A 26,148-nucleotide genomic window follows, 5' to 3' on the forward strand; every position below is an offset into this window, starting at 1 on the left:
AGGTATGTTTTATTGCTACCGCTCGAAACGTGGCTCGCGCCCGGTGTCCTGGGCCGTGACCTCTTCGTGTTCTGGGGCGTCGCCGAATTCCGGCTCCTTGCGATGCTGGGGCGGGGTGGAATCCGCGTCCGGAGCCTGCGGCCGATAGACGTCCTCGGGCTCCATAACAGGGAAATGCTCCTCGACTTCCGCAGGGCGTTCGTCTTCCATCACCTTTGCTTGCGGTGCCGCTTTAGGCTGCGGTGCGGCTTTAGCCGGAGCGGGGACTTCCGGCTCCTCGTCGGCCGGGGTCCATTTCTCGAAGCGCTTGGCCCAGAAGCTGTCCCAGGCCTTGCCGAGCCGCGTGCGGCTGTTCGGGAAGGGCGCGAGCAGCGCAAACAGCAGGCCGAGCACGGCTGGCGAAAAGTCGAGCGCCAATTGCAGGGCGACATAGCCCATCAGGCTGCCGGCATAGGAAACCACAGCCCAGAATGGCCTCAGCGGCACGAAGACCGGCACACTGTCTGCTGACTGGGCCTGCTGCTCCAGCGTCGGCACCGCTGCTGCCCTTTCACCATGGAAATAGCGATCGATGAACGGGATCGTTTCGATGCGGTTTTCGACCGGAATACGGAACTCCAGGCTCGATTTCTTCACCGCGATGTCAGCTTCGGCGCTTTCAGCTGCGTCGTCCACCGAGGCGACCAACGTGTTGATCTGGGTGAGGATGACATCCTTCTTGGCCAGCGTACACGCAGACCAGCCGGAGAAGAACGCGTCGGAATTCACCGTTGCGCTGGTTTCCTTGACGAACGTCTTGACGCTGGGAAGCGCGGACGAATTGTCGGTCTCGACAATCTTGCGGCGGATCTGGTCGGCCTGGGCGGCGAGTTCCGGCTGGATGTCTTCCAGTTTGCCTTCCGGCTTGCGGATGCGGGCACGCAGCGCCTCGATCTCGGATTTGAGGTCCTGGTTGGCATTCTTGCGGGTGGTGACGATGTCGAGGATCGTCGCCGTGCGCGCAGCGGAATCGGTGTAGAATGTCCAGAGAGAGCCCTTGCCGGCGCCGCAGCCCTGTCCCGTAGTCTCCTCGCTCGCCGCGGCCGCCTTGAGCTGGTTGGACATGTATTGAAGCGCGCCGGAAAGCCGGTTCGCCTCGATGGCGCGGACGCCGTCCACGCGCCGTTCGTAGGCATCCAGAACATCGGCATACCAAAGGTTATGGGCGCGGATACCTTCCGTGCCGCCGACGCCGATGATGCCGAATACCGTGTGGATGGCAAGTGTCAGGGGTACCAGAACGATGAGACCGGCGACGAAGCCGAACAGCCGCGAAAACATGTTCGAAGCCAGTCGGATGCGCAGGAAAACGAAGTTCCAACCCGCCCAGATGATCAGGGCTGCAAGCGCCGAAAGGCCGATCGGGATGCCGTATTGCACCAGCGGCGGATCGAGCGGGTCGACGATCTCGTGATGAAAGCCGATTGCCGTGGTGGCAAACGAACCGACCATGGCCGCGCCGGTGACGAAGGAGGCGATTTGATACCAGCCATGCGATGGCAGGCTTTTCAGTTCGGCCTTGCGCCTGGCATCGGCCGATCGCACGGCGAGGTATTCGGCCCGCTCGTCGTCGGTCATGCCTTCGAGCCGTTTGGTCGGCGCAAACCAGACCATGAAGCCGCGATAGAGAGCCAGAAATATACCGGTGAAGATCAGCCAGACCTGCCACTCGGCGATGGCAGTATCGTCGCCCTGGATCGTGTCGTAGATGGCCAGCGCTGCCGCAAAGCCGCCGGCATACATGCCCAATGTCGCAAGGACGTTGAGCAGGCGCATCTCGCCGCCGCGCATCCATAGCCCGACCGACAATCCCGCCAGGCAAAGTATCACGAGCAGGATCTGGAAGATTCCGAGCGGTGTCGCAAGGCTCAGCACGTGCCAGGCAATGAAGACGCCAAGTATGAAGGCGCAGACGGCGTAGATTCGCCCGTACCAGGCGGCGATGAACGCCCCAGCGTTCTCGAACCACGCGTCGATCGTATTTTTCATGGAATTTCCGCTCATTTCAACTGATTCGGCGTCCCCACGCCGTGTCTTTCGACTATTTGTGGGACTTTCCATGCATTGCAAGGGATTTTGCTGGTCATCTCTGTGCAAGCGGCAAATATCTCCGCTTGTTGGCGAATAACTGGCCGCCTATCCACGTTTTATTAGGGCCGTTTGAGGCATTTATGCTGCCTGAGCCGCAAGAAGGGGTTGCGGTTCGATTGTTTGGAGAGGGCTATGAGCTACACCGAAACCACCACGACATCCTGGTTCACGCGCATCAAGAACGCGTTGATCGGAATACTTGTCGGCATCGTTCTAATTCTTGTTTCCATCTACTTCCTGTTCTGGAACGAGGGGCGCGCGATCCAGACGTACCGTTCGCTGGTGGAGGGGGCGGGTCTGGTTGTTTCGGTCGACAGCGCAAGGACGGATCCTGCCAACGATGGCAAGCTCATCCATATTACCGGGCCGGTGAAGGCCGAAGGCACGGTCAGTGACGACCAGTTCGCCGTAGAGGCGGATGGAGCACTGGCGATCGTGCGTAATGTCGAGATGTATCAGTGGGTTGAAAAATCCGAGAGCAAGACCGAGAAGAACCTCGGTGGCAGCGAAGAGACGACGACGACCTACAGCTATTCAAAAGAATGGCGCTCGAGCCCGGTCGATTCCGCCGACTTCAAGGTGCCGGATGGCCACGAGAATCCTTCATTTGCGGTGGACGCCAAGCGCATTGTCGTCGATAGCGCCACCGTCGGCGCCTTCGTGCTCGACGGTTCGCAGGTTGCCAATCTTGGCGATGACAAGCAGATTCGGTTGACCGAGGAAGACGTGTCGCGCATCGGCAGCGAGATCGCGACCGACAGGCCGGTGAAGTTCAATCAAGGTGACATCTATCTCGGCTCTTCTGCAAGTTCGCCGCAAATCGGCGACATGAAGATCGGGTTCGAACGCACCGATCTTGCCGAAGCCAGCTTCGTCGGCGCCCAGAAGGGTGACCGGATCGAGGCCTATACCAGCACCAACGGTCGCGAAATCCTGCTGAGTGCGGCTGGCAAGAAGGATGCGCCGGCCATGTTCGCGCAGGCGCAGCAGGAAAATACCATCATCACCTGGCTGATCCGCGCGGGCGGCCTGCTCGGCCTGTTCATCGGCTTCAAGTTGATGACGATGATCCTGCCCGTTCTTGGCGATGTCGTGCCTTTCATCGGCTCGATCGTCAGCTTTGGTACCGGCATACTTGCGCTGGTCTTCACATTGGTCGTTGGGCCGCTTGTCATCGCCATCGGCTGGTTTGCCTATCGCCCGGCGCTGGCAATAGGAATCATTGCCAGCAGTCTGCTGTTGGCCGCGGCCTTCATCTACCTCCGCCGGAAAGCGGCGGCGGCTGCGACAACGCAGCCGGCGTTGGGACGAACGGGTTGAAGCCACGGCACGTGTCGAATAGGAAGGGCCGGGCAGCAAAGCCCGGCCCTTATTTGTTTTTCTAGGAAGGACACTGATGTTCGTTGCAGGCAAGCTGCTCTGGCTGGTGTTCCAGCCGCTGTCGCTGGTGTTCTTCCTGATCGCCGCAGCCGTTGCCTTGCAATTGTTGCGTTGGCGGAAACTGGCCGTGCTGTTGTCGTCAATGGCAGGACTGATCCTTTTCATAGCGTTGTTTACCACTTTCGGCGCCTGGAGCCTTCAGCACCTGGAAGCGCGCTATCCGAAACCGGCGCTGCCTGAGAACGTGGCCTGCATGGTCGTCCTTGGCGGCGCGTTCGACCTTGAGGTGACAGCCGGTCGCGGTGGGATGGAGATGAACCAGTCCGCCGATCGGTTCATCGAAGCGGCGCGGCTCGCCCGCCTACATCCGGACGCGAAAATCCTTGTCTCGGGTGGCGATGGATCGTTTTCGGGCGATTACAAGGGCGATGCGGAGCTGGCCGGCGACTTCTTCTCCGCCATGGGTGTCGATCCCGGCCGGATCATCCGGGAGACCGTCTCGCGCAACACGGCGGAGAATGTGTCCCAAACCAAGCAGCTTCTCGACAGCAACGGGCTTGCGGATTGCCTGCTGATCACCTCGGCCTATCACATGCCGCGGGCGCGGGCGCTGTTCGAGGCACGCAATGTTGCCACGATCGCATGGCCGACTGATTACCGTGCCAGCGGCAAGGTGGCGCTTGGCCTCGATTTTACCCAACCGACGTTAAACAGCCAGCTGATCTCTACCGCCACGCGTGAATGGCTTGCACTCCTGAATTCCTATGCAACCGGCAAGACAAGGCAACTGGTTCCCTGAGGATTCTGCAGAGCTAACCTGCGCGGGGCCATCCTTGGTATGATTGACAAACAGCCATTGGCATCCTTCCATGCCGTTACTGTGGAGCGGACATGACGTATCTAGAATTTCTCGATTACCTGGCGATTGCGCTGTTTGCAGCGACTGGCGGGCTTGCGGCGAGCCGCAAGCAGCTGGATCTCGTCGGCTTCATTTTCCTGGCGTCGATTACCGGCATCGGCGGCGGTACGTTCCGCGACATCATCCTGGGTCAATTGCCGGTCTTCTGGGTCAAGAATCCCAATTACCTGCTGGCATGCCTGTTCTCCGGAATTCTGGTGTTCTTCACCGCCCATCTGTTTGAATCGCGCTACCGGCTGCTGATCTGGCTCGATGCGATCGGCATGTCCGCTTATGCGGCGCTGGGGGCAGCCAAGGGGCTGGCGGCGACGGGGTCTCCGCTTGTGGCGATCGTCACCGGCATGCTGACAGCCACATTCGGCGGCGTGCTCCGCGATATCGTCGCGGGAGAGCCTTCGGTTCTGTTGCGGCCCGAAATCTATGTTACAGCTGCTTTGGCGGGAGCTGCAGTCTATACCGGGGCCTCGTATATGCAAATGAGTGAGCTTGTCTGCTTCGGGCTTGCCATGGCGACGGCCTTTTCCATCCGCGGAGGGGCTCTCCGCTTTGGCTGGACAATGCCGGTCTACAGGGGGCGCCCGGGGCGCGATCCCGAGGATGTGATGTAGCGATTTGACCGTCTGCTTTGCCGCCGACGTCACGAAAGCTTCATCCGGACTTCAAGTCACCGTCATCTAGCCCGCCTATCGGTTCTGCGTTGTTCAACTTACGCAAGCCAACAGGTGATATTGTGACCAAGTTTTTATTCGCTTCAGTAGCCCTTGCCGCCCTGACAGGGATTCCGGCGCTCGCTGAAGAAGCGGTTTTTCCGGCGAAGCTTGTCGGCCATGCCATTCTGCCCGCCAACACGATCATACCGGCGCCGGCGGATGCTGCCGAGCATCTGAAAACTTCAGCCAAGTTCACCACGCCCGACCGCAAGCGCGCCGCAGGCATTGGCACTGTCGCTGGCAAGGACGGCGTTGTGCCGACCGGTCTTTCCATGCCCTTCGATGGTCAGGCGATGCAGGGATTTTCCGGCATCAAGGCAATGGAGGACGGCACATTCTGGAGCCTTTCCGACAACGGCTTTGGTGCAAAGATGAACTCCAGCGATTCCATGTTGATGCTGCATCATCTGTCCTTCGACTGGAAGAACGGCAAGGTCCAGGCGCTGGAGACCGTCTTCCTCTCTGATCCGGACAAGAAGGCGCCGTTCCCCATCGTCATGGAAGGCGCTGAAAAGCGTTACCTGACGGGCGCCGATTTCGACGTCGAGTCGATCCAGCCGGTGGCCGATGGTTTCTGGGTCGGTGAAGAATTCGGCCCCTATATCCTCAAGTTCAGCCGCGACGGCAAGCTGACAGACGTTATCGCGACCAAGGCGGGCGACATCGAGGTCAAGTCTCCCGACAACCCGACGATGACATTGCCGGCAAAGCCGAACATGAAATTACCGGTCTACAACCTCAAGCGCTCGGGCGGTTATGAAGGCCTGGCGATGTCCAAGGACGCAAGCAAGCTTTACGGCATGCTCGAGGGGCCGCTGTTTCAGGAAGACAGCTCGGTAGAGAAGGCCGATGGTCAGACCGCGTTGCGCATTCTTGAACTCGATGCCGCCTCCAAGGCTTGGACCGGTCGCTTCTGGTTCTATCCGCTGTCGGAGGGCGGCGAAGCGATCGGCGATTTCAACATGCTGGATGCGACGTCCGCACTGGTGATCGAGCGCGACAATGGCGCCGGCTCTGCGGACAAGGCTTGCGCCGATCCCGAAAATCCGAAGTCCGATTGCTTTGCCGTCCCGGCCAAGTTCAAGCGCATCTACAAGATCGAAATGACGGATGAAAATGTCGGCAAGTCGGCCCGCAAGATCGGCTACATCGACCTGATGAAGATCGCGGATCCGGACAACAAGAAGATCCACGGCGGCGGCGACGGCTATTACGATATGCCTTTCGTCACGATCGAAAATGTCGACCGCGTCGATGCAACCCATATCATCGTCGGCAATGACAACAACTTGCCGTTTTCTTCCGGGCGTACGCTCGGCAAGGCAGACGACAACGAATTCGTGCTGCTCGAAGTGGGCGAGTTCCTGAACGCCAAGTAGTTTTTGAGGCTACAAAAAGAAGCCGCCCCGGATCGAGCCGGGGCGGCTTTCATATGTTCATGGCCGTGGAAGTTGCTCTGGCGGAAAGCCGTTTTCAGGCTTTCTTTTCTCGCAGTCGGATCACCACGTCGACATGGGCGATTTCCATACCGGCCGGCGGCTCGGGCAGGTTCTCGATCGTGATGTTGGAAAGCGGGATATCCAGCACCTCGTTGCGGCCTTCCACAAAGAAATGATGGTGGTCGGAAACATTGGTATCGAAATAGGTGCGATTGCCTTCGACCGCCAGTACGCGGATCATCTTGGCTTCCGTGAACTGGTGCAGCGTGTTGTAGACGGTGGCCAGCGACACGTCGATGCCTGCCTCGGACGCTTCTTCGTGCAGTTCCTCGACTGTCAGGTGCCGATCACCCTTGGCATAGAGCAGTGTTGCAAGCGCCATCCGTTGGCGGGTTGGGCGCAATCCTGCGTGCCGCAATCTCGCCTCGGTCTTTGTCGATTGATCGGTGGCCATAAAATGCCGCGCTCCACGCCAGTTTAAATAGGAGTATTTTGGTCAACGATATATAGGCTGACAGCAGTTGTTTCAACAGGTTTCGGCATCACCGCCTTTTGGAGGCCCCGGAAAACAGCGAATTGGGTTGGCTTTTTCAAGTCACATCCTATATTGGCGCTAGCTGGATGCTCCGCCGACGCCGTCGGGGGCCTGAATTACATATGAAGAGAAGGGGGATAGCCTTTTATGGCCGTTCAGAAATCAAGCTATACCTATGAAGAGATTCTGAGTTGTGCGCACGGCGAGCTGTTCGGCCCGGGCAATGCGCAGCTGCCCCTTCCTCCGATGCTGATGGTTCATCGCATCACCGATATTTCCGAAACCGGCGGGGCCTTCGACAAGGGCTATATTCGCGCCGAATATGACGTTCGTCCTGATGATTGGTATTTCCCCTGTCATTTTGAAGGCAATCCGATCATGCCGGGCTGCCTGGGCCTTGACGGCATGTGGCAGTTGACCGGCTTCTTCCTTGGCTGGCTTGGGGAAGAAGGGCGCGGCATGGCCCTGTCCACAGGCGAAGTGAAGTTCAAGGGCATGGTCCGCCCGAACACAAAGCTCATTGAATACGGTATCGACTTCAAGCGCGTCATGCGCGGCCGCCTGGTTCTCGGCACTGCCGATGGCTGGCTCAAGGCTGACGGCGAGACCATATACCAGGCGTCCGATCTCCGGGTCGGTCTGTCCAAGGAGAAAGCGGCCTGAGCACCAGCTCCGGCCCGAATGTCAACCACTGAAGGTTTGAAGCTATGAGACGTGTCGTTGTCACCGGTCTTGGGATCGTGTCATCCATCGGCAATGATGCCGCCGAAGTCACTGAAGCCCTGCGCAATGCAAAGTCCGGCATCTCGCATTCCCCCGATTTTGCCGAACACGGCTTCAAGTGCCAGGTTTGGGGTGCCCCGAAGATTGACGTGACGGGGATGGTGGATCGCCGCGCGACCCGCTTCCTGTCGACCGGCGGACAGTGGAATCACATCGCGATGCTGCAGGCGATTGCCGACTCCGGCGTCGAGGAGAGCGATATCTCCAACGAACGCACCGGCATCATCATGGGTTCGGGCGGTCCGTCCACGCGCCAGATCGTCGAGGCGGCCGATATCACCCGCCAGAACAACAGCCCCAAGCGCATAGGCCCGTTTGCGGTTCCCAAGGCTATGTCTTCGACGGCATCGGCCACGCTGGCCACCTGGTTCAAGATCCACGGCGTCAACTATTCGATTTCGTCGGCCTGCTCGACGTCGGCGCATTGCATCGGCAATGCGGCGGAGATGATCCAGTGGGGCAAGCAGGATATGATGTTTGCCGGTGGGCACGAAGACCTCGACTGGTCGATGTCGAACCTCTTCGACGCCATGGGCGCGATGTCCTCCAAGTACAATGACACGCCGGAACGCGCTTCGCGCGCTTACGATGCCAACCGCGACGGTTTTGTCATCGCCGGTGGAGCAGGCGTTCTCATCCTCGAGGAACTCGAGCATGCCAAGGCGCGCGGCGCCAAGATCTATTGCGAACTGACGGGCTACGGCGCGACGTCGGACGGTTACGACATGGTCGCACCCTCCGGTGAGGGTGCCATCCGCTGCATGCGTCAGGCGCTGTCGACCGTCAAGAACCGCGTCGACTACGTCAACACCCACGGCACCTCGACGCCGGTTGGCGACAGCAAGGAAATCGGCGCCATTCGCGAAGTCTTCGGCGCTGACATGCCGCATGTCCAGTCGACGAAGTCCCTTACCGGCCATTCGCTCGGCGCAGCCGGCGTTCAGGAAGCGATCTACTCGATCCTGATGATGCAGAACAAGTTCATCGGCGAAAGCGCCCACATCGAGACGCTGGATCCGGAATTCGACGGCGTGCCGATCGTGCGCAAGCGGATCGACGATGCAAAGATCGACACGGCGCTTTCGAACTCCTTCGGCTTCGGCGGGACTAACGCGACGCTCGTCTTCGAGCGCTTTAATGGGTGAGGCCATGACCGGGATCATGCAGGGAAAGCGCGGCCTCATCATGGGGGTCGCCAACAGTCACTCCATCGCCTGGGGGATCGCCAGAACGCTGGCTGCGCAGGGCGCGGAACTGGCCTTCACCTATCAGGGTGAAGCGCTGGAGAAACGCGTCAGGCCGCTGGCGGCCGAAGCCAATTCCGATTTCCTGCTCGAATGTGACGTGGAAGATCTGGCATCGGTCGACAAGGTGTTTTCGTCGATCGAAGCGCGGTGGGGCGGGCTGGACTTTATCGTCCATGCCATTGGCTTCTCCGACAAGAATGAGCTCAAGGGGCTCTATGCCGACACGACACGCGACAACTTCACCAAGACGATGTTGATCTCGTGCTTCTCGTTTACGGAAGTCGCCAAGCGAGCCGCCGATCTTATGGGCGAGGACGGTTCGATGTTGACGCTGACTTATGGCGGCTCGGTGCGTATCATGCCGAACTACAACGTCATGGGTGTCGCCAAGGCGGCGCTCGAGGCGTCCGTTCGCTACCTTTCGTCGGATTACGGTCCACGCGGCATCAGGGTCAACGCTATCTCTGCAGGCCCGATCCGTACGCTCGCGGGCGCCGGTATCTCGGATGCGCGCGCCATGCTTTCCTGGCAGCAGAAGAACTCGCCGTTGCGCCGTACGGTGACAATCGACGATGTCGGCAACTCTGCGCTTTACCTGCTGTCGCCACTTTCGAGCGGCGTTACGGGTGAGATCCACTATGTCGATGCCGGCTACAACATCACGTCGATGCCGACGCTCGAGACGCTGGGCAAGAACGACGCTGAATAAGCAACTGCGAACCGGCCGCGGCGATCGCCAGGCTGGTCGGAAATGAACAAAGGGCCGTCGAACATCATGTTCGACGGCCCTTTTGTCATACGCACTACTGGAAATTCGGTGCTGCAGGCGATCCGCCGTCCTCGGACTCCACATTAACCAGGTGCCGATAGAGGTGGCACACAGATCTGCTGTGGAAACACCAGCAGCACCCGCCCGGAATCGATTACTTGTAGTCGATCCCGATCAGGCCTTGCGAAACGGCGATACCGATCGCATGAAGTCGGTTTTTTGCACCGAGCTTGCGCTCCGCGCAGTAAAGAAGGATTTCGACTTCCTTCTCGCTGGCATTCAGTTCACTGCCGATCTGGTTCGTCCGGTGGCCGTTAGCGGCGAGTTTCAGACAATCGAGTTCAAGTCGAGACAGTTCGATCAGCTCGTCCTTGATGCTCAATTTCAGGGAATTCTGGCTCATTACAACATACCGTTTCGCGTTGTCCCGCTTGAAGCCCCTCCTTGCTCCACACGGGATGTGTTCGTTCACCATTGATGTAACTGCATTGAAACGTACTGGGTTCCGCACAAAACAAGCCCGCCTCGCGGTCCCCCTCGCAAAGCGGTGTGTCACAACCCAGTTTCATTTCGGATTGGCGGTGTAATAGTTCGAAACAGATTTCGGCGCATTCACTCGACACGCCAAACTTTTGAACAAATGCTAAAAATATTGGCGCCGCAAGTGAAGTTCCTGCATGACGCGCGACCGCGTCTTCAGGATTTTCCATGCAGCAAGCCGAGCCTTTTACACTGCCGCCTTGCGGACATCGCGCGGTGTCTTGCCAAACCATCGGAGCGTTGAGCGTGTGAACGCGCTGGGCGCGGAATAGCCAAGACGCAACGCGATCTCGGCGGCGCTCAGGTCGGTCTCGGCGAGCAGTTTTTCTGCCAGCCCACGCCGCACCTCGTCGCGCGTATCATTGAGGCTGGTGCCTGCGTCTGCCAGGCGCCGCTGTAGCGTTCTCTCGGAAACGCGAAAGAATTCAGCAGCTTCGCTGAGGCTGATGACACTCTCCGATATCCGGGAAAGAATGAACTCCCTCAGTTCCTCAGTGAAGTCAGCTTCTTTTTGTGGGGGTGGTCGAAGCGACCTGCATTGCAGATCCATCAATCTGAAAAGGCGGGGATCGCCATTGGGGTTGCGCACAGAGAAGAGTTCGGCAGGCAGCTTGATTGAGTTGACGCGGCGATCGAAGTTCACCTTTCGGGAGATTTTTTCGCGATAGAGTGCCTGGCTCTTAGGCTTCGGGCGCTCCATTCCGACCTCGATGAAGTCGGTCCGGCTGCCGAGAATGGTCCTTAACCGCTGCAGGATAAGCGCCATTCCCATGTCAACATATTGATTTCGCTTGAGTATCAGGGGCGAGTAAGAAAACTCGACTTCTGCACTGAACTCATTGATGGTGAACTTGATATAGCTTTTGGATGAGACGTACTGTTGGTGCTCGCCCAAAAACCGAAGGAAGTCGAGCGCGGTGGGCGCGGCCATCAGCCCGTATCCATATGGGCCCGTCGAGCCCGAACGGAAGTGTTCGGTGGCTTTAAGCCCGAACATGTCGTCATTGGCAATAAGCGCACACGTTTCCAGTAGCCTGCAAAGCCGGTCCAGGCTGATGCGCCCTGTTAGATCGCTGAACGTGGCGGGGTCGATATCAAGGGCCGCACATATGGGTACGATATCGATTCCATAGAGCGCAGCGGTCTCGCCGATCGCTGAAGCGAGACCGGAAGGCGCCGAGTATCGATCGAGTTCGGTTTCGCGTTTGATAGCCATTTGGCGCAATATGTTAAGTTGTTGGCGCCGAATGCTAACACAGGTGTTTCCCGGTGTCTTGCCCTGAAAATGACACAATTGCGAATTGTGTGGAGTAGTCGTAAGTAGATGAAATATAACGATATAATGGAGAAGTTCGGCGCGTTTCCGGGCGTTCGGTCACAATGCCGCGCTGTTTTGTGGGCGACGAAAGAGCATATGACCGAGGCCGTCAGGAACGGGTATGCATAAGGGGCAGGTCGGCACTGCAATTATGCGTTGCCGACTATGCTGGATTCGCGGCTTTACAAGACCGTCAATCGACTGCTTGGGCCAGCCGCCCGCAAATTTGCGTGCGGCTGCTGTATTTTTAATGTCACTTCTTGCCCGATAGAACCTTGTAGCGGGCGTTGCGGGCTACTTCGCCGCTGGTCCGGAACAGTTCCTTGAGCACCGGCTCGTATGGCAGCCCGCGATTGGCGACCATAAGCAATTCACCGCCGGATTTCAGCGCGCTGGCTGCCATCTTGATCATCGCCTGGCCCAGCGAAGGCTCGGTGGCATGGCCTTCGTGGAAGGGCGGGTTCATGATGATCAGGTCGTAGCGGTGCTTGACCTCCTCGCGAGCGAGATCGTGCCAGAAGTAACGTGCGCTGAGTTTGGGAGCCAGTGTGTTGAGGTTGCGGCGAGCCGCCTCGAGCGATGGATGGTCGGCCTCGTAAAGGTCGATGCCTTCGACGTTCGGCGAAGCCGAATAGAATTCGGAGGCGAGAAAGCCCCAGCCGGCTCCAAAATCCGCAACCAGCTTCTTGTAATCCTTGGGGAAGTAGCGTGCCAGGAATACCGAGCCTGGGTCGGCTTCTCCATGCGAAAACATTCCCGGTGCGGTCACGAAGCGGTCGAGTACGAATGCCTGCGGCTGCACCAAGGCTTTGGTGATCGTTTCACTGTCCACGGGCCTGGCAAACCAGAACGCCTGTGCATGGTACTTGGCAAGATGCTCGGTCTCTAGCCCCAGGCCGCCCACGCGCTTGCGCAGCGATTGCACGCCGTCTTCCTTCGAGCCGGCAACCACGATGCGGGCGCCGGGGCGAACCCGCTTCAGGGCATCAGCAAGATAGTTCTCGTTGGCGCCGCGATGGCGGTTCAGCAGGACCAGCGCCATGTCGTAGTCCTCGCCCTCGGTGAAGGGCTGGGCCTCGATGCCACGACGCATCAAGCCGTTGTAGAGAGGTCGGAACGGCTGCACGGCGGTGATTGCCGCACCGAAGTCTTCCGGAAGGTCGAAGCCGGCCTCCGCACCGAGGAAGAGGACACGCTCGCCTTGCGCAGGCGGGGTCAGCGTTCGTGTGGCGAAAGGATGGAATAGGGTTTTTACGGCGTCACGGCTCATGTTGTGTGGCTTTCTCTTTGGGGCGAACTGCAGTGCGTCCGCCCCCTCATCCGGCCCTTCGGCCTATCTTTCCAGCAACTGGCAAAAGTCGCCCGAAGGGCCGGATGAGGGGGCATTCTTGTATGCTTCGTGAATATGAAAAAGGCGCGGGAGTTTCCCGCGCCTCAATCCAAGTCGCGAGAAGCGCTTATTCAGCGTCTTCCGCGCTCTTCTTTTCCTGTGCGATTTCCTTGCCGGTCGCCTGGTCGATGATCTTCATCGAAAGGCGAACCTTGCCGCGCTCATCGAAGCCCAGCAGCTTGACCCAGACCTTCTGGCCTTCCTTGACGACATCGCTGGTCTTGGCGACGCGTTCGGAAGCGAGCTGCGAAATGTGCACGAGACCGTCGCGCGGACCGAAGAAGTTCACGAACGCGCCGAAATCGGCGATCTTGACGACAGTGCCTTCGTAGATCTGGCCGATTTCCGGTTCAGCGACGATCGAATGGATCCACTTGCGGGCCGCTTCGATTTCCTTGCCGGATGCGGACGCGATCTTGATCGTGCCGTCATCTTCGATGTTGATCTTGGCGCCGGTCTTTTCGACGATTTCGCGGATGACCTTGCCGCCCGAACCGATGACTTCACGGATCTTGTCGACCGGGATGTTCATGGTTTCGATGCGCGGTGCGAATTCGCCCAGCTGGCCACGGCTCTCGGAGATGGCCTTCGCCATTTCGCCGAGAATGTGGAGGCGACCGCCCTTTGCCTGGTTGAGCGCGATGCCCATGATCTCTTCGGTGATGCCTTCGATCTTGATGTCCATCTGCAGCGACGTGATACCAGCATCGGTACCGGCCACCTTGAAGTCCATGTCGCCGAGGTGATCTTCATCGCCCAGGATGTCGGAGAGAACGGCGAAACGCTCGTCTTCCTTGATCAGGCCCATGGCGATACCGGCAACCGGCTTGGCAAGCGGAACACCGGCATCCATCAGAGCCAGCGAAGTGCCGCAGACGGTGGCCATCGACGACGAGCCGTTGGACTCGGTGATCTCGGAAACGACGCGCAGCGTGTAGGGGAACGCTTCCGCAGTCGGCAGCATCGGGTGGACAGCGCGCCATGCAAGCTTGCCATGGCCGATTTCGCGGCGGCCCGGGGAGCCCATGCGACCGGTTTCACCGACCGAGTAGGGAGGGAAGTTGTAGTGCAGCATGAACGTTTCTTTGTACATGCCGGTCAGGCTGTCGACATACTGTTCGTCTTCACCGGTGCCGAGCGTGGCAACGACGATCGCCTGCGTTTCGCCACGGGTGAACAGGGCGGAACCGTGCGTGCGCGGCAGAAGGCCGACTTCGGCAACGATCGGGCGAACCGTTTCCAGGTCGCGGCCGTCGATGCGGCTCTTGGTGTCGAGGATGTTCCAGCGAACGATCTTCGCCTGCAGTTCCTTGAACACCGAACCGATGACGTCAGACGGATAGCTGCTGTTGCCTTCGGCGTCGACGAAATGCGCCTTGACCTTTGCCTTGACGGCATCGACGGCAGCATAGCGGGCGGCTTTTTCGGTGTTCTTGTAGGCGGCGCGGAGTTCTTCTTCCGTGAGCTTGAGCATTGCGGCTTCGAGCTCGGAATGGTCCGGTGCGGTGAAGTCGCGCGGCTCCTTGGCGGCAGCTTCAGCGAGCTTGATGATCGCGTCGATCACCGGCTGGAAGCCGCGGTGGCCGAACATGACGGCGCCGAGCATGATCTCTTCGTTGAGTTCCTTGGCTTCGGATTCAACCATCAGAACGGCTTCGGACGTACCGGCAACGACCAGATCGAGAACGCTCTCGTCGTTCTCGTCGAGATGAGGGTTGAGAACATATTCGCCGTTGATGTAGCCGACGCGTGCGCCGCCGACCGGGCCCATGAAGGGAACGCCGGAAAGCGTCAGGGCAGCCGAAGCGGCGACCATCGACAGCACGTCCGGATCGTTTTCAAGGTCATGCTGCATGACGGTGACGACGACCTGGGTGTCGTTCTTGTAGCCAGCCGGGAAGAGCGGGCGGATCGGGCGGTCGATCAGGCGGGAAACCAGCGTTTCCTTTTCGCTCGGACGGCCTTCGCGCTTGAAGTAGCCACCCGGGATCTTGCCGGCGGCATAGGTCTTTTCCTGGTAGTTGACGGTCAGCGGGAAGAAATCCTGGCCGGGCTTCGGCTCCTTGGCGGAGACGACAGTGGCGAGAACCACGGTCTCGCCGTAGGTGGCGAGCACTGCGCCGTCAGCCTGGCGGGCGATCTTGCCCGTCTCCAGGATGAGCGGGCGGCCTGCCCATTCGATTTCTACCTTGTGGGTTTCAAACATGTTTTGTCCTTTGTGTGCGCGGAGGCGATTTTACTTTCGCAATCCGCTCCGCTTTTGGGGCACATCACGGGCAAGACAGCGGGATGCTTCTTGTGTACCGGCAAACCCAGCCGGGAAACGTCCTGCAATCCTGCCCCATGATGGGCTGGTGGCATTCCCTGAGGCAACGGCCCATCCGTCTTCAGGGGGCCCGGCGAGCCGGGAAATTGAAAACGGCGGAAAGGCCAGAGCCCTTCCGCCGAAAAGGTTTTAGCGGCGAATGCCGAGAGCCAGGATCAGCTTCTGGTAGCGGCCTTCTTCCTTCTTCTTGAGATAATCAAGAAGCGAACGGCGGCTGGAAACCATCTTCAGGAGACCACGACGGGAGTGGTTGTCCTTCTTGTGGCCCTTGAAGTGTTCGGTCAGATTGTTGATCCGCTCGGTCAGAATGGCGACCTGAACTTCCGGAGAACCGGTATCACCTGGTACGGTTGCGTACTGGACGATGAGTTCGGCTTTGCGTTCTGCAGTAATCGACATCGGTAATCCTTTCGATTTTTTTGGATTTTTAGAGACGCCCAAAGCCGGGATGTCGTCCAGCTCTGGCCAGTGAAAGCAAAGAAAACTCGTTTGCTGGCGCGGCCTATAGACGAATTTTAGGCAAAAGGAAAGGGCCGCATGCGAATCGGTTTGATCCGGGCGGCGGCCTGGACCGGATGGCGGTCATGCGCGGGTGCGTCAGCGTCAGGCCGCGGTGGCGCGTTCGGCCTCGTCGCAAAGGCCGAGTGCCTTCAGCCTCAGACGGTGACTGACATCGACAATGGCTTCGATCGCCGGCATCAACTCGCCACCAAGCGGCGTCAGCGCATATTCCACCGAGGGGGGTGATGTCGGCATCACCTGGCGGTTCAGGATGCCGCGCCCCTCCAGTTCCTTGAGCCGTGTGCTGAGCACCTTTGACGAAATGGTGGGAATGTCGGCGCGTAGTTCGGAAAACCGGCGCGGGCCCTGGCTCAGATACCAGATGATATTCGGCGTCCAGGCGCCCGAAAGCAGCCCCATGCATTTGGCGAGAGGGCAGGAAGGGTGGGGCGCGGTGTTCTTGCGACGCTTCAGCGGCATGGAGTCTCACTCCCGATATCAGGTTACCCGGCGGTTATCACGAAATCATGGTTACCACAAGAATGGTGGTTACAAATGGATACTAGATCACATAGGTAAACCGCGCAAACAGCGTTTCGCAACCCAGGAGAACCATAGATGAAGTTGTACTATTCCCCCGGCGCCTGCTCAATGGCATCCCACGTCGTTCTGAATGAAATTGGCAAGCCGTTCGAAATCGAGAAGGTCGACACCAAGACCAAGGTCATGGAGAGCGGGCGCGACTATTGGGCGATCAATCCCAAGGGGGCCGTTCCGGCGCTCGACATCGGTGGTGGCGAAGTGCTGACCGAGGGGCCGGCTATCCTGCAGTACATTGCCGACACCAATGGCGCGACGGAACTTGCCCCGCCGGCCGGCACCCTTGACCGCGCCCGTGTGCAGGAAATGCTGAACTATGTCGGATCCGAACTGCACAAGGCTTTCAGCCCGCTCTTCCATCCAGGCAAGACAGATGCGGAAAAGGATGCCTTGCGCGAAGGGGTGGCCAAGAAGTTCGCGTGGCTGGAATCGCGTCTCGCAGATGGCCGGACTTACCTGACCGGCGCCAACTTCACCGTTGCTGACGCCTATGCCTTCGTCGTGACCAACTGGTCGCATATGACCGGCATATCGCTCGCCGCCTGGCCCAAGCTGACGGCCTATATGGAACGCGTCGCCGCGCGTCCGGCCGTTCAGGCGACGCTGAAGGCCGAAGGCCTGATCTGAGCATGAAGAGGAGGGAGCGATCATGAGCAGTGCATTTGCTGAAATCGAAGCAGTGTTGCGGGACTATTTCGATGGTCTGTACTTCAGCGACACGGTGCGGCTCGCCCGCGTGTTCCATCCGCAGGCGCAATATGTATCGGCTTCCGATGGCTCCCTGCTTTACCGCACGATGGGGGAATATTTCCCCATCGTCGCAGCCCGGCCATCGCCGGCAAGCCGTAGCGAGCCGCGTCGCGACAGCATCGTTTCCATAGAGTTTGCCGGGCCGGCCACGGCAACCGCGCGGGTGAACTGTGCGATCGGCGACAAGTTTTTTACCGATTGCCTGTCGCTGATCCGGCTGGAGGGGCGCTGGCAGATCATTTCGAAGGTTTTCCACCACGACATCATCGCAAGCTGAGGAGCGCCCATGCCGTATGTCAACATCAAGATCACCCGCGAGGGTGCGACAAGCGAACAGAAGGCGGCGCTTATAAAGGGCGTTACTGATCTTCTGGTCGATGTGCTGGGCAAGAACCCGGCCACGACGGTCGTCGTTATCGATGAGGTCGAGATGGAGCATTGGGGTATCGGCGGCCTGCCGGTGGAAGAGTACCGGAAGAAGGCCGCCGCAAAGCCGGCTTAGCCGAACACCCGCTTGGGGCGGAATTCGCCTTCCTCGATGGCGCCGATGGCGATCAGTTCGCCCTTGGCGGTGGCGTAGGCTTCCGGCACCGGCAGCGGCGCGTCACGGCCCCGAAGGATGATTGGATTGCCTGATCGCAGGCGGCGAGCCTGATCATCGCTGATGGCAAGATGCGGCAGCGCCGAAAGCGCTTCGCCGGTGTCGATGAGGAACGCATCGAGCGCGGCGAGCCGCTCGTCCATGTCCTCGATGCTTTCGAGTGCGACCAGCTCGGCCAATGGCACCATCTTGTCCTCGTCGAACGGCGCCACATATGAACGGCGAAGTTCCGAGATGTGGCCGTAGCAGCCGAGATCACGGCCAAAATCGCGTGCCAGAGACCGCACGTAAGTGCCTTTGCCGCATTCGACTTCAAACCAGGCACGATCCTGTTCCGCCTTGACGAGCGTCAGACGATGGATTTCCACCTCGCGTGCCGGAATCTCGACAGTCTCCCCCTCGCGGGCCAGATCGTAAGCGCGCTCGCCGGCAATCTTGATGGCGGAGAACTGCGGCGGGATCTGCTGGATCACGCCGGTATAGTTGGGAAGGATCGCGCGAATGGCTTCCTCGGCAGGACGGTTCTCAGAGGTCTGGGTTGCTTGCCCCTCGAGATCGTCAGTCGAGCGCTCTTCACCCCAGGAGACCGTGAATTCATAGATCTTGCGGCCATCCATGACGTATGGCACCGTCTTGGTGGCGTCGCCCAGCGCGATCGGCAGCATGCCGGAGGCGAGCGGATCGAGCGTGCCGGCGTGTCCGGCCTTCTGCGCCTTGAACAGCCACTTGATCTTGGAGACGGCTTCGGTCGAGCCGAAGTCCACAGGCTTGTCGAGGATCAGCCAGCCGGAAATCGGGCGGCCCTTGGGTTTTCTTGGCTTGGACATGCTTAGTCTTGGTCTTCTTCTTCATTGTCGAGGTCGCGGGCAACTTCCGGGGATTTCAGAAGTTCGTCGATCTTGCGGTAATTTTCGAAGCTGGTGTCGTCGCGGAAGCGGACTTCCGGCATGTATTTCATCTGCCGGAGTGCGCCGCCGATTTTGCCGCGAATGAATTTCGCGTTGCGGTTCAGCGCGGCGACGATTTCATCGTGGTTCTTGGCGCCAAGCGGCGTGACATACGCCGTCGCGATCTTGAGATCCGGTGACATACGCACTTCCGAAATCGACACGACTGCATTTTCGATCACGGGATCAATGATCTCGCGGCGCTGCAGCACCTGAGTGACTGCTGAACGGACTTGCTCGCCTACCCGCAACATGCGCTGCGAGGGCGAGGAGGATGTGGCTTTAGACATGGTGCTTCCAATGGGGCCAAAACGGCCAACGCTCAAGCGGGCTGGAATGAACCTTTTGCGCCAAAACGTCAAGTGCGGAGCCGAAATCGGTGTCAGAGAGTGCGACGACTCCACGCTTTGCTGGGTAGCTCCGAGGGAGGCGGTGCTGCTCAGGCTGCCTGATCCAGCGCGTTTTCGCGTTCCTCTTCCTGCTCGAAAAGCGGCACGACCTGCGCTTCCAGGCGCAGGTCGGCGAGCAGGACGGACGCCCGGTGGAAGGCCTCCTTGTTGGGGAATGCACGCTCAGGCAGGTAGGCGATGAAGGCATCGCCCAAAACCTCGATGCGGCCGCACGACACGACAACATCGCGCACGGTGCCCCACGGCATCCAGACGGTGACGTCGCCCGATGTCGTCTCGATGCCGTTGTCATAGACGTCGGTGTCGATGAACTGGCCGGTTTCCAGCTGCGTCTCGAAGGATTGGCGGCGCAGCCTGTCGAGATAGCGCGACCGGCCGAGGACCAGCGCGGCGATCAGGATCACGAATGGCAGGAACTGGAAGAGTACGACCGAAAGTGTCGGAATCATCTGTGCGTCCAGAACCAGCGGCAATGCGAAGCGGCGATAGAGTTCCATCAGCAGGCCGATGGCGAGGCCAGAGGCTATGGCGCCCGCAAGGACGAGCCAAGTGTAGCGTGGGCGTGGGGCGGTCATATGCCAGCGTCCCGCAGAGAGCATGACTTCGACATGCTCGGCCGGGTCACGCTCGAACGAAATGGAGAGGCGCCGGTTCACGGCCTCATAGCGAGCGAGGTTATTTGACTTTGGCTGAGGTGCGTATCTGAGCATTTCCAAACCGTCCATGCGATGAAAGGAATACATCCAATGCACAGGGGTCTAGCGCAGCAGGCTTGTTACAAACTTGCGTGCCAGTTGCTTTGCATAAAAAATGCGAGGCGACAACGCAAGGCGGCGCTCGGCAAATGGTTGCCATCTTCAGGTTAGTGTGTGGCAGTAGCGCCTGTCGCAAAAAAAATGGCGGCCAAAGCCGCCATTTTCTGGATCATTATATCTTCGCAAGCTTAGAGCGTCCGGGTGATCATTTCCACGCGGAAGCACTCGATGACGTCGCCTGCGCGAATGTCTTCGTAGTTCTCGAACGCCATGCCACACTCCTGGCCGGTCTGCACTTCCGAGACTTCGTCCTTGAAGCGCTTGAGGGTCTTGAGCTTGCCTTCGTGGATGACGACGTTGTCGCGCAGCAGGCGAACACCGACGCCACGTTCCACCTTGCCTTCGGTAACCTGGCAACCGGCGACCTTGCCGACCTTGGTGATGTTGAACACTTCCCGGATCGTTGCATAACCGAGGAAGGTTTCGCGGCGCTCCGGCGGAAGCAGGCCCGACATCGCTGCCTTCACGTCATCTGTCAGATCGTAGATGATGTTGTAGTAGCGGATCTCGATGCCGGCACGTTCGGCGGCATCGCGAGCCTGCGGATTGGCACGCACGTTGAAGCCGATGATCGCGGCATTGGAAGCCTCTGCCAGCGAAATATCGGACTCGGTGATCGCACCAGCGCCCGAATGGACGATACGGGCGCGGACTTCGCCGGTGGAGATCTTGTCGAGTGCGCCGGCAATGGCTTCGATCGAGCCCTGCACGTCGCCCTTGATGACCAGCGGGAATTCCTTGACGCCGGCAGCGGTGAGCTGCGTCATCATCTGTTCCAGCGAGCCGCGCTGGCCAGCATGGCGGGCAACAGCCTTCTCGCGGGTCAGGCGCTGACGGTATTCGGCGATTTCGCGGGCGCGGCCTTCATTTTCAGCCACGGCGAAACGGTCACCCGCCTGCGGCGTGCCCTGCAGACCGAGGATTTCGACCGGCGTTGCAGGACCGGCTTCCTTGATGTGGTCGCCACGGTCGTTGACCAGCGCACGCACACGACCCCACTGGTCGCCGGCGACGATGATCTGGCCCGGACGCAGCGTGCCCTTCTGAACGAGAACGGTCGCAACGGAACCCCGGCCGCGATCGAGCTTGGCTTCGACCACAGAGCCTTCTGCCGTCCGGTTCGGATTGGCGCGAAGGTCGAGGATTTCAGCCTGGAGGACGATTGCTTCCAGCAACTTGTCGAGGCCGGCACCGGTCTTGGCCGAAACTTCGACGTCGAGCACTTCACCACCCATCGATTCCACGAACACTTCGTGCTGCAGAAGTTCGGTGCGAACCTTCTGCGGATTGGCGGATGGCTTGTCGACCTTGTTGATCGCCACGATGATCGGCACACCGGCCGCCTTTGCGTGGTTGATCGATTCGATCGTCTGCGGCATCACGCTGTCATCGGCGGCGACCACGAGGATCGCGATGTCGGTGACCTGCGCACCACGAGCACGCATTGCGGTAAACGCGGCGTGGCCTGGCGTGTCGATGAAGGTGATCTTGCTGCCGTTCTGCTCGACCTGATAAGCGCCGATATGCTGGGTGATGCCACCGGCTTCGCCGGCAACCACGTTTGCATGGCGGATCGCATCGAGAAGCGAGGTCTTGCCGTGGTCGACGTGGCCCATGATGGTCACGACAGGCGGACGCGGCAGCATTTCGCCTTCTTCGTCATCGCGGTTGAAGATGCCGATTTCGACGTCGGATTCCGAAACGCGCTTGACGGTGTGGCCGAATTCGACCGCGATCAGTTCAGCAAGGTCGGCATCGATGATGTCGCCCGCCTTCATCATCTGGCCTTCCTTCATCAGGAACTTGATGACGTCGACCGAACGTTCGGACATACGCTGGCTGAGTTCCTGGATGGAAATCGTTTCCGGAAGGATGACTTCGCGCAGAACCTTTTCGCGCACTTCCTGCATCTGGCTGCGGCGGAATTTCTCCTGCCGGCGGCGCATTGCCGAAAGCGAGCGGCCGCGCTGCGTGCCGTCTTCATCTTCTCCGCCGACGACGACCTTGGTTGGCGCGCGGCGGTTATCTTCGACCTTGCGAACAGGCTTGGCGACTTCGACGCGGCTGGGAAGCTTGCCACGCACGGGAGTCCCGCGGCTACGGCTTTCTTCTTCCTCGTCGCGGCCGCGGCCACGGCCCGGCACTGCGACGCCAGGCTTTCCTGGAGCTGCAGGCTGCAGGACAGCGGGAGCCGCCGGACGGCCATCGGGACGACGTGCCTGCGGAGCCGCGCTGTCGGTGCGACGGACAAGCTCGGCTGGGGCCGCAGGTGCAACCCGTTCGACGACCGGTTCGGCCTTGACTTCAGCGACCGGCTCGACTGCTGGGCGAGAGGCTTCTTCTGCCTTGCGGGCAGCATCTTCGGCGGCCTGACGTGCGGCTTCCTCGGCCATCGCCTTTTCACGGCGAACGGCTTCTTCGGCGCGAGCCTTGGCTTCGGCTGCATCGCGTACCGCAGCTTCGGCGAGCGCGCGGCGACGGGCTTCCATTTCACCGGCGGAAAGCTCGTTCAGCACGTTGCCGGTGCGCGAAGGCTCCGGACGGCGCTGCGGCTCGGGTCGGCGCGGCTGTTCCTGCTGATGGATGCGAGGCTGCGGCTGCACAGGTTGCGGTGCGGGTTTCGCCACGATCGGCGTAACTACTGCCGGCTTGTCATCAGGACCTGAATGACGGCGTTTGCGGGTCTCCACGACAACGGCCTTCGTGCGGCCGCGCCCCATGTCCTGGCGCACCGTACCCTGCTGCAGCCCGGACGGCTTCAGCGTCAGGGTCTTCTTGCCAGATACATGCAGTGTCTTGTCGTCGTTGTTGTCCGTCATTCCGGTCCCGTTCTTCCAGAGCAGCTCTACATCACAGCAGGCGCCCTTCGCCTTCAAAAAATCGCGGCATCAGTTGCCCGATGCCTTTTGCGCGTTGCCGCCACGATAGCTCTCAAGCAGTTTCGCGCGCTTCACTACACCCTCACCGGCCTGCCCTGCAAGCGCTACGGCGTGGATAAATGCATTATCGCCCATTAGTTCCTGCATTTCCTCATAGGAAATCATCTGGAACGAGGGCACCTGTTCCGGCTCGTCCATGACGAGCGCCCAGGCCTTGCGGGCCTGTGCAATCTTTCTTACCCCGTCGGGGGCGGCATCGGTCGCGTGGAACACAGCAAGTGCTTCACCAGACCGTACGGCATTGTCGACCTTCGTGCTGCCGGAAAGGAATTGTCCAGCTTTGCGGGCCATGTTCATCATGCCGGTCATGTTCATGACCAGCAGCCGATCGACCTGGCTGGCGAGGTCCGCCGCAGGTTTCACGTCCTTTTTCAGTGCCCGTGCAAATATGTTCTTCTGCACGGCCTTTTCGAGCAGCGGCCGTTCGGCTTTCACCGAGCAGCCGCGTCCTGGCAATACACGCTTCAGGTCCGGCACCACCGAGCCATCCGGCCCGGCGACGAAGCGGATCATGTCCTCCGCCGGATGCGTCTCGCGTGTTACGATGCACATGCGTTCACTCATGAATTCGTCCGGATCCAGGTCTTTTTCGGATTGCATGAGTGATCGCCGCCTTTGTCTCAAGCTTCTTCAGCTTCGCCGGCCTCATCAGCCTCGTCACTGCTTTCGGCAGCTAGTGCTGCGGCTTCCCTGGCCAGATCCTCTTCCGTGATCCAGCCGGCAGACAGCCGCGCCTGAACGATCATGGCTTCGGCATCGGTGCGCGAAACGTCGAACTTCTGGAACAGGCCTTCGAAACGCTTGGTCTCGCCGTTCTTCTTTTCGGTCCAGCCGACGAGATCGTCAGCGGCGCAGCCGGCGAAGTCCTCGATCGTCTTGATGCCGTCCTGGCCAAGCGCCACAAGCATCACGGCGGTCAGGCCTTCGATCTTGTAGAGTTCGTCCTCTACGCCCAGTTCCTTGCGCTTGGCATCCATCTCGGCTTCGAGCTTTTCGAGATAGTCGCGGGCGCGGGTCTGGATTTCCACGGCGGTTTCGTCGTCGAAACCGTCGATCGAGGAAATTTCGCTCGGTTCGACATAGGCAAGTTCTTCGACCTGCGCAAAGCCTTCCGAAGCCAGGACCTGGCCGACCATTTCGTCGACGTCCAGTGCATCCATGAACAGCTTGGTGCGTTCGTTGAATTCCTTCTGGCGGCGTTCCGACTCTTCCGCTTCGGTCAGGATGTCGATATCCCAGCCGGTCAGCTGCGAAGCGAGGCGAACGTTCTGGCCGCGGCGGCCGATGGCGAGCGAAAGCTGCTCGTCGGGAACCACAACTTCGATGCGCTCTGCATCCTCGTCGAGAACGACCTTGGCGACTTCCGCCGGCTGCAACGCGTTAACGATGAAGTTGGCCGGATCGTTGGACCACGGAATGATGTCGATCTTTTCGCCCTGCAGCTCGCCGACGACGGCCTGGACACGGCTGCCGCGCATACCAACGCAGGCGCCGACAGGATCGATGGAGCTGTCATTGGAGATGACGGCAATCTTGGCGCGCGAACCCGGATCGCGGGCGACCGAACGGATTTCGATGATGCCGTCGTAGATTTCGGGCACTTCCATGGTGAAGAGCTTGACCATGAACTGCGGATGGGTGCGCGACAGGAAGATCTGCGGGCCGCGCTGTTCGCGGCGGACGTCGTAGACGAAGGCGCGGACACGGTCGCCGGGGCGCATCGCTTCGCGCGGGATCATTTCGTCGCGGCGGATGATGCCTTCGCCACGGCCGAGATCGACGATCACGTTGCCATACTCAACGCGCTTGACGGTACCATTGATGATTTCGCCGATGCGATCCTTGTATTCGTCGAACTGGCGGTCACGCTCGGCTTCGCGCACTTTCTGCACGATGACCTGCTTGGCAGACTGCGCGGCAATGCGGCCGAAATCCATCGGCGGCAGGGGATCTGCAATGAAGTCACCGATCTGGGCATCCGGGTTGCGGTCGCGGGCCAGCAAGAGCGGGATCTCGCGGGAATAGTCTTCCGCGTGTTCGACCACTTCAAGCAGGCGCTGCAGCTTCATCTCGCCCGTCTTCGGATTGATGTCGGCCTTGATGTTGGACTCGGTGCCATAGCGCGAGCGTGCAGCCTTCTGGATCGCGTCCGCCATCGCGGCGAGAACGATCTCGCGGTCGATGGACTTTTCCCGCGCTACCGCGTCGGCGATCTGGAGAAGTTCCAGCCTGTTTGCACTCACTACCATCGTCTTAGGTCTCCATTTGGATGGTCAAGTTACCAAGAATGAGCTGAAGCCTTGCGGCGATCAGCCTTCATCCTCGTCTTCGTTGTTCTGGTTGGCCGCTTCGCGTGCGGCTTTGTCGGCCCTCAGCGCGTCGCGGATCAGGTCATCGGTCAGAATCAGCCGTGCCTCGGCCAGCGCCGTGAAGGGAATGGTCACCTGCGGCTCTTCGCCGGCAGCCGGCTGGTCGCGATCGATGATAAAGCCTTCCTCGGTGGTGCCGACGATCTTGCCGCGGAAGCGCTTACGCCCCTCAACCATGACAGAGGTTTCGCACTTGAGCAGGTGTCCACTCCAGCGCGAGAAATCGGACTTGCGCACCATCGGCCGGTCGATGCCCGGCGAGGACATTTCCAGATGATACTGCTTGTCGATCGGATCTTCAACGTCGAGCACCGGTGAGATTGCCGTCGACAGGATCTCGCAGTCATTGACCGTCATCGTGCCGTCGGGGCGCTCGGCCATGATCTGCAGCGTCATGCCGTTCTGGCCCGAAAGCTTTACGCGCACCAGCTGGTAGCCCATGCCATTGATGACGGGCTCGATGATTTCAGCCACGCGGGCATCAATGCCGGTTTCAGTGATCAGTCTCGGTTCGATTACCGTGTCGTTCATTTTGCTCTCGTTTCACCCGGCCGTGCCGGGGGTAACAAAAAAGAGCGGGTCCTTTCGGGCCCACCCTTCATCAAAAGATCAAGAATTTGGACTTCATATACTCCGCCCCATCGCGAATTGCAAGCTTTGCGCCATTTGCGGGCCAAAGTTTCAGTGGACGGGAGATTCCGTAGCTGTCAAAATATTCACCCTTATGGTT

The 26,148-nt window shown here is 59.7% G+C and carries 25 protein-coding genes; 10 read left to right on the forward strand and 15 right to left on the reverse strand.

What is annotated here, in order from left to right; translation table 11 throughout:
• Positions 1 to 15: 15 nt before the first annotated feature.
• Positions 16 to 2,028, reverse strand: coding sequence for a hypothetical protein (locus JJB09_RS00385; RefSeq protein ID WP_201651687.1), 2,013 nt, complete (start codon positions 2,026 to 2,028; stop codon positions 16 to 18).
• A 234-nt stretch (positions 2,029 to 2,262) separates the two neighbouring features.
• Here JJB09_RS00385 and JJB09_RS00390 point away from each other — a divergent pair, with 234 nt between their 5' ends.
• From JJB09_RS00390 to JJB09_RS00405, 4 genes are all read left to right on the forward strand, one after another.
• Positions 2,263 to 3,450: a TMEM43 family protein gene (locus JJB09_RS00390; protein WP_201651689.1), complete on the forward strand. Its 1,188-nt coding sequence runs from the start codon at positions 2,263 to 2,265 to the stop codon at positions 3,448 to 3,450.
• Between the two features lie 76 nt (positions 3,451 to 3,526).
• Entirely contained in the window at positions 3,527 to 4,309 is a 783-nt protein-coding gene (locus JJB09_RS00395; protein WP_201651691.1) for a YdcF family protein, read from the forward strand.
• A 92-nt stretch (positions 4,310 to 4,401) separates the two neighbouring features.
• A complete protein-coding gene (locus tag JJB09_RS00400) occupies positions 4,402 to 5,037 on the forward strand; it encodes a trimeric intracellular cation channel family protein (protein WP_201651693.1) in 636 nt (211 codons plus the stop codon).
• A 122-nt stretch (positions 5,038 to 5,159) separates the two neighbouring features.
• A complete protein-coding gene (locus JJB09_RS00405; protein WP_201651695.1) occupies positions 5,160 to 6,518 on the forward strand; it encodes an esterase-like activity of phytase family protein in 1,359 nt (452 codons plus the stop codon).
• Positions 6,519 to 6,612: 94 nt separating this feature from the next.
• Here the strand turns inward: JJB09_RS00405 and irrA are convergent, their stop codons facing one another.
• On the reverse strand, positions 6,613 to 7,032 hold the full coding sequence (gene irrA / locus JJB09_RS00410; protein WP_201651697.1) for an iron response transcriptional regulator IrrA: 420 nt from the start codon (positions 7,030 to 7,032) through the stop codon (positions 6,613 to 6,615).
• A 228-nt stretch (positions 7,033 to 7,260) separates the two neighbouring features.
• Here irrA and fabA point away from each other — a divergent pair, with 228 nt between their 5' ends.
• The 3 genes from fabA to fabI are packed head-to-tail and all read left to right on the forward strand — an operon-like array spanning position 7,261 to position 9,852.
• Positions 7,261 to 7,776, forward strand: a complete 516-nt coding sequence (fabA, locus tag JJB09_RS00415) for a 3-hydroxyacyl-[acyl-carrier-protein] dehydratase FabA (RefSeq protein WP_201651699.1) — start codon at positions 7,261 to 7,263, stop codon at positions 7,774 to 7,776.
• Between the two features lie 44 nt (positions 7,777 to 7,820).
• The gene (fabB, locus tag JJB09_RS00420; protein ID WP_201651701.1) at positions 7,821 to 9,041 is read left to right on the forward strand and encodes a beta-ketoacyl-ACP synthase I; all 1,221 of its coding nucleotides are present in this window, start codon (positions 7,821 to 7,823) and stop codon (positions 9,039 to 9,041) included.
• Between the two features lie 4 nt (positions 9,042 to 9,045).
• Entirely contained in the window at positions 9,046 to 9,852 is an 807-nt protein-coding gene (gene fabI, locus JJB09_RS00425; RefSeq protein ID WP_201651703.1) for an enoyl-ACP reductase FabI, read from the forward strand.
• 214 nt (positions 9,853 to 10,066) lie between these two features.
• On the opposite strand, the gene JJB09_RS00430 is transcribed toward fabI, so the two are convergent.
• The 6 genes from JJB09_RS00430 to JJB09_RS00455 all read right to left on the reverse strand — a co-directional run bounded on the left by JJB09_RS00430 (position 10,067) and on the right by JJB09_RS00455 (position 16,467).
• Positions 10,067 to 10,315 (reverse strand): LuxR C-terminal-related transcriptional regulator, encoded by a 249-nt coding sequence (locus tag JJB09_RS00430; protein ID WP_201651705.1) that lies wholly within the window; start codon positions 10,313 to 10,315, stop codon positions 10,067 to 10,069.
• Between the two features lie 324 nt (positions 10,316 to 10,639).
• Positions 10,640 to 11,746 carry an AraC family transcriptional regulator gene (locus JJB09_RS00435; RefSeq protein ID WP_246748520.1) on the reverse strand — a complete coding sequence of 369 codons (1,107 nt, stop codon included), beginning with the start codon at positions 11,744 to 11,746 and terminating at the stop codon, positions 10,640 to 10,642.
• Between the two features lie 277 nt (positions 11,747 to 12,023).
• Positions 12,024 to 13,040 carry a class I SAM-dependent methyltransferase gene (locus JJB09_RS00440; RefSeq protein WP_201651707.1) on the reverse strand — a complete coding sequence of 339 codons (1,017 nt, stop codon included), beginning with the start codon at positions 13,038 to 13,040 and terminating at the stop codon, positions 12,024 to 12,026.
• Between the two features lie 187 nt (positions 13,041 to 13,227).
• Positions 13,228 to 15,366 (reverse strand): polyribonucleotide nucleotidyltransferase, encoded by a 2,139-nt coding sequence (gene pnp, locus JJB09_RS00445; RefSeq protein WP_201651709.1) that lies wholly within the window; start codon positions 15,364 to 15,366, stop codon positions 13,228 to 13,230.
• Positions 15,367 to 15,615: 249 nt separating this feature from the next.
• Positions 15,616 to 15,885, reverse strand: coding sequence for a 30S ribosomal protein S15 (gene rpsO / locus JJB09_RS00450; RefSeq protein WP_201651711.1), 270 nt, complete (start codon positions 15,883 to 15,885; stop codon positions 15,616 to 15,618).
• A gap of 204 nt (positions 15,886 to 16,089) precedes the next feature.
• Positions 16,090 to 16,467: a winged helix-turn-helix transcriptional regulator gene (locus tag JJB09_RS00455; protein ID WP_201651713.1), complete on the reverse strand. Its 378-nt coding sequence runs from the start codon at positions 16,465 to 16,467 to the stop codon at positions 16,090 to 16,092.
• 138 nt (positions 16,468 to 16,605) lie between these two features.
• Between JJB09_RS00455 and gstA the strand changes: the two genes are divergently transcribed.
• From gstA to JJB09_RS00470, 3 genes are read left to right on the forward strand one after another with little or no spacing between them, the layout of a single operon-like run.
• Positions 16,606 to 17,214, forward strand: coding sequence for a glutathione transferase GstA (gstA, locus tag JJB09_RS00460; RefSeq protein ID WP_201651715.1), 609 nt, complete (start codon positions 16,606 to 16,608; stop codon positions 17,212 to 17,214).
• Between the two features lie 22 nt (positions 17,215 to 17,236).
• Positions 17,237 to 17,614, forward strand: coding sequence for a nuclear transport factor 2 family protein (locus tag JJB09_RS00465; RefSeq protein ID WP_201651717.1), 378 nt, complete (start codon positions 17,237 to 17,239; stop codon positions 17,612 to 17,614).
• A 9-nt stretch (positions 17,615 to 17,623) separates the two neighbouring features.
• Positions 17,624 to 17,839 (forward strand): tautomerase family protein, encoded by a 216-nt coding sequence (locus tag JJB09_RS00470; RefSeq protein ID WP_201651719.1) that lies wholly within the window; start codon positions 17,624 to 17,626, stop codon positions 17,837 to 17,839.
• Here the strand turns inward: JJB09_RS00470 and truB are convergent.
• From truB to rimP, 7 genes are all read right to left on the reverse strand, one after another.
• Complete coding sequence (truB, locus tag JJB09_RS00475; RefSeq protein WP_201651721.1) at positions 17,836 to 18,765, reverse strand: tRNA pseudouridine(55) synthase TruB; 930 nt, start codon at positions 18,763 to 18,765, stop codon at positions 17,836 to 17,838. The two genes, JJB09_RS00470 and truB, sit on opposite strands and share 4 nt — an antisense overlap.
• Positions 18,766 to 18,767: 2 nt before the next feature.
• Positions 18,768 to 19,175: a 30S ribosome-binding factor RbfA gene (gene rbfA, locus JJB09_RS00480; RefSeq protein WP_201651723.1), complete on the reverse strand. Its 408-nt coding sequence runs from the start codon at positions 19,173 to 19,175 to the stop codon at positions 18,768 to 18,770.
• A gap of 149 nt (positions 19,176 to 19,324) precedes the next feature.
• A complete protein-coding gene (locus tag JJB09_RS00485; protein WP_201651724.1) occupies positions 19,325 to 20,005 on the reverse strand; it encodes a hypothetical protein in 681 nt (226 codons plus the stop codon).
• A 233-nt stretch (positions 20,006 to 20,238) separates the two neighbouring features.
• Entirely contained in the window at positions 20,239 to 22,929 is a 2,691-nt protein-coding gene (gene infB / locus JJB09_RS00490; protein ID WP_201651726.1) for a translation initiation factor IF-2, read from the reverse strand.
• A 69-nt stretch (positions 22,930 to 22,998) separates the two neighbouring features.
• On the reverse strand, positions 22,999 to 23,649 hold the full coding sequence (locus tag JJB09_RS00495; protein WP_201651728.1) for an RNA-binding protein: 651 nt from the start codon (positions 23,647 to 23,649) through the stop codon (positions 22,999 to 23,001).
• A 20-nt stretch (positions 23,650 to 23,669) separates the two neighbouring features.
• Entirely contained in the window at positions 23,670 to 25,298 is a 1,629-nt protein-coding gene (gene nusA, locus JJB09_RS00500; protein WP_201651730.1) for a transcription termination factor NusA, read from the reverse strand.
• 60 nt (positions 25,299 to 25,358) lie between these two features.
• Positions 25,359 to 25,949 (reverse strand): ribosome maturation factor RimP, encoded by a 591-nt coding sequence (gene rimP / locus JJB09_RS00505; protein ID WP_201651732.1) that lies wholly within the window; start codon positions 25,947 to 25,949, stop codon positions 25,359 to 25,361.
• Between the last annotated feature and the right edge of the window lie 199 nt (positions 25,950 to 26,148).

The organism is Phytoamicus setariae, assembly GCF_016722925.1.
GTDB lineage: Bacteria > Pseudomonadota > Alphaproteobacteria > Rhizobiales > Rhizobiaceae > Rhizobium_E > Rhizobium_E setariae.

Coding starts and splice junctions, on each gene's coding strand:
- JJB09_RS00385 (WP_201651687.1), bottom strand. CDS start 2,028: ATGAAAAATACGATCGACGCGTGGTTCGAGAACGCTGGGGCGTTCATC.
- JJB09_RS00390 (WP_201651689.1), top strand. CDS start 2,263: ATGAGCTACACCGAAACCACCACGACATCCTGGTTCACGCGCATCAAG.
- JJB09_RS00395 (WP_201651691.1), top strand. CDS start 3,527: ATGTTCGTTGCAGGCAAGCTGCTCTGGCTGGTGTTCCAGCCGCTGTCG.
- JJB09_RS00400 (WP_201651693.1), top strand. CDS start 4,402: ATGACGTATCTAGAATTTCTCGATTACCTGGCGATTGCGCTGTTTGCA.
- irrA (WP_201651697.1), bottom strand. CDS start 7,032: ATGGCCACCGATCAATCGACAAAGACCGAGGCGAGATTGCGGCACGCA.
- fabA (WP_201651699.1), top strand. CDS start 7,261: ATGGCCGTTCAGAAATCAAGCTATACCTATGAAGAGATTCTGAGTTGT.
- fabB (WP_201651701.1), top strand. CDS start 7,821: ATGAGACGTGTCGTTGTCACCGGTCTTGGGATCGTGTCATCCATCGGC.
- fabI (WP_201651703.1), top strand. CDS start 9,046: ATGACCGGGATCATGCAGGGAAAGCGCGGCCTCATCATGGGGGTCGCC.
- JJB09_RS00430 (WP_201651705.1), bottom strand. CDS start 10,315: ATGAGCCAGAATTCCCTGAAATTGAGCATCAAGGACGAGCTGATCGAA.
- JJB09_RS00440 (WP_201651707.1), bottom strand. CDS start 13,040: ATGAGCCGTGACGCCGTAAAAACCCTATTCCATCCTTTCGCCACACGA.
- pnp (WP_201651709.1), bottom strand. CDS start 15,366: ATGTTTGAAACCCACAAGGTAGAAATCGAATGGGCAGGCCGCCCGCTC.
- rpsO (WP_201651711.1), bottom strand. CDS start 15,885: ATGTCGATTACTGCAGAACGCAAAGCCGAACTCATCGTCCAGTACGCA.
- JJB09_RS00455 (WP_201651713.1), bottom strand. CDS start 16,467: ATGCCGCTGAAGCGTCGCAAGAACACCGCGCCCCACCCTTCCTGCCCT.
- gstA (WP_201651715.1), top strand. CDS start 16,606: ATGAAGTTGTACTATTCCCCCGGCGCCTGCTCAATGGCATCCCACGTC.
- JJB09_RS00465 (WP_201651717.1), top strand. CDS start 17,237: ATGAGCAGTGCATTTGCTGAAATCGAAGCAGTGTTGCGGGACTATTTC.
- JJB09_RS00470 (WP_201651719.1), top strand. CDS start 17,624: ATGCCGTATGTCAACATCAAGATCACCCGCGAGGGTGCGACAAGCGAA.
- truB (WP_201651721.1), bottom strand. CDS start 18,765: ATGTCCAAGCCAAGAAAACCCAAGGGCCGCCCGATTTCCGGCTGGCTG.
- rbfA (WP_201651723.1), bottom strand. CDS start 19,175: ATGTCTAAAGCCACATCCTCCTCGCCCTCGCAGCGCATGTTGCGGGTA.
- JJB09_RS00485 (WP_201651724.1), bottom strand. CDS start 20,005: ATGCTCAGATACGCACCTCAGCCAAAGTCAAATAACCTCGCTCGCTAT.
- infB (WP_201651726.1), bottom strand. CDS start 22,929: ATGACGGACAACAACGACGACAAGACACTGCATGTATCTGGCAAGAAG.
- JJB09_RS00495 (WP_201651728.1), bottom strand. CDS start 23,649: ATGCAATCCGAAAAAGACCTGGATCCGGACGAATTCATGAGTGAACGC.
- nusA (WP_201651730.1), bottom strand. CDS start 25,298: ATGGTAGTGAGTGCAAACAGGCTGGAACTTCTCCAGATCGCCGACGCG.
- rimP (WP_201651732.1), bottom strand. CDS start 25,949: ATGAACGACACGGTAATCGAACCGAGACTGATCACTGAAACCGGCATT.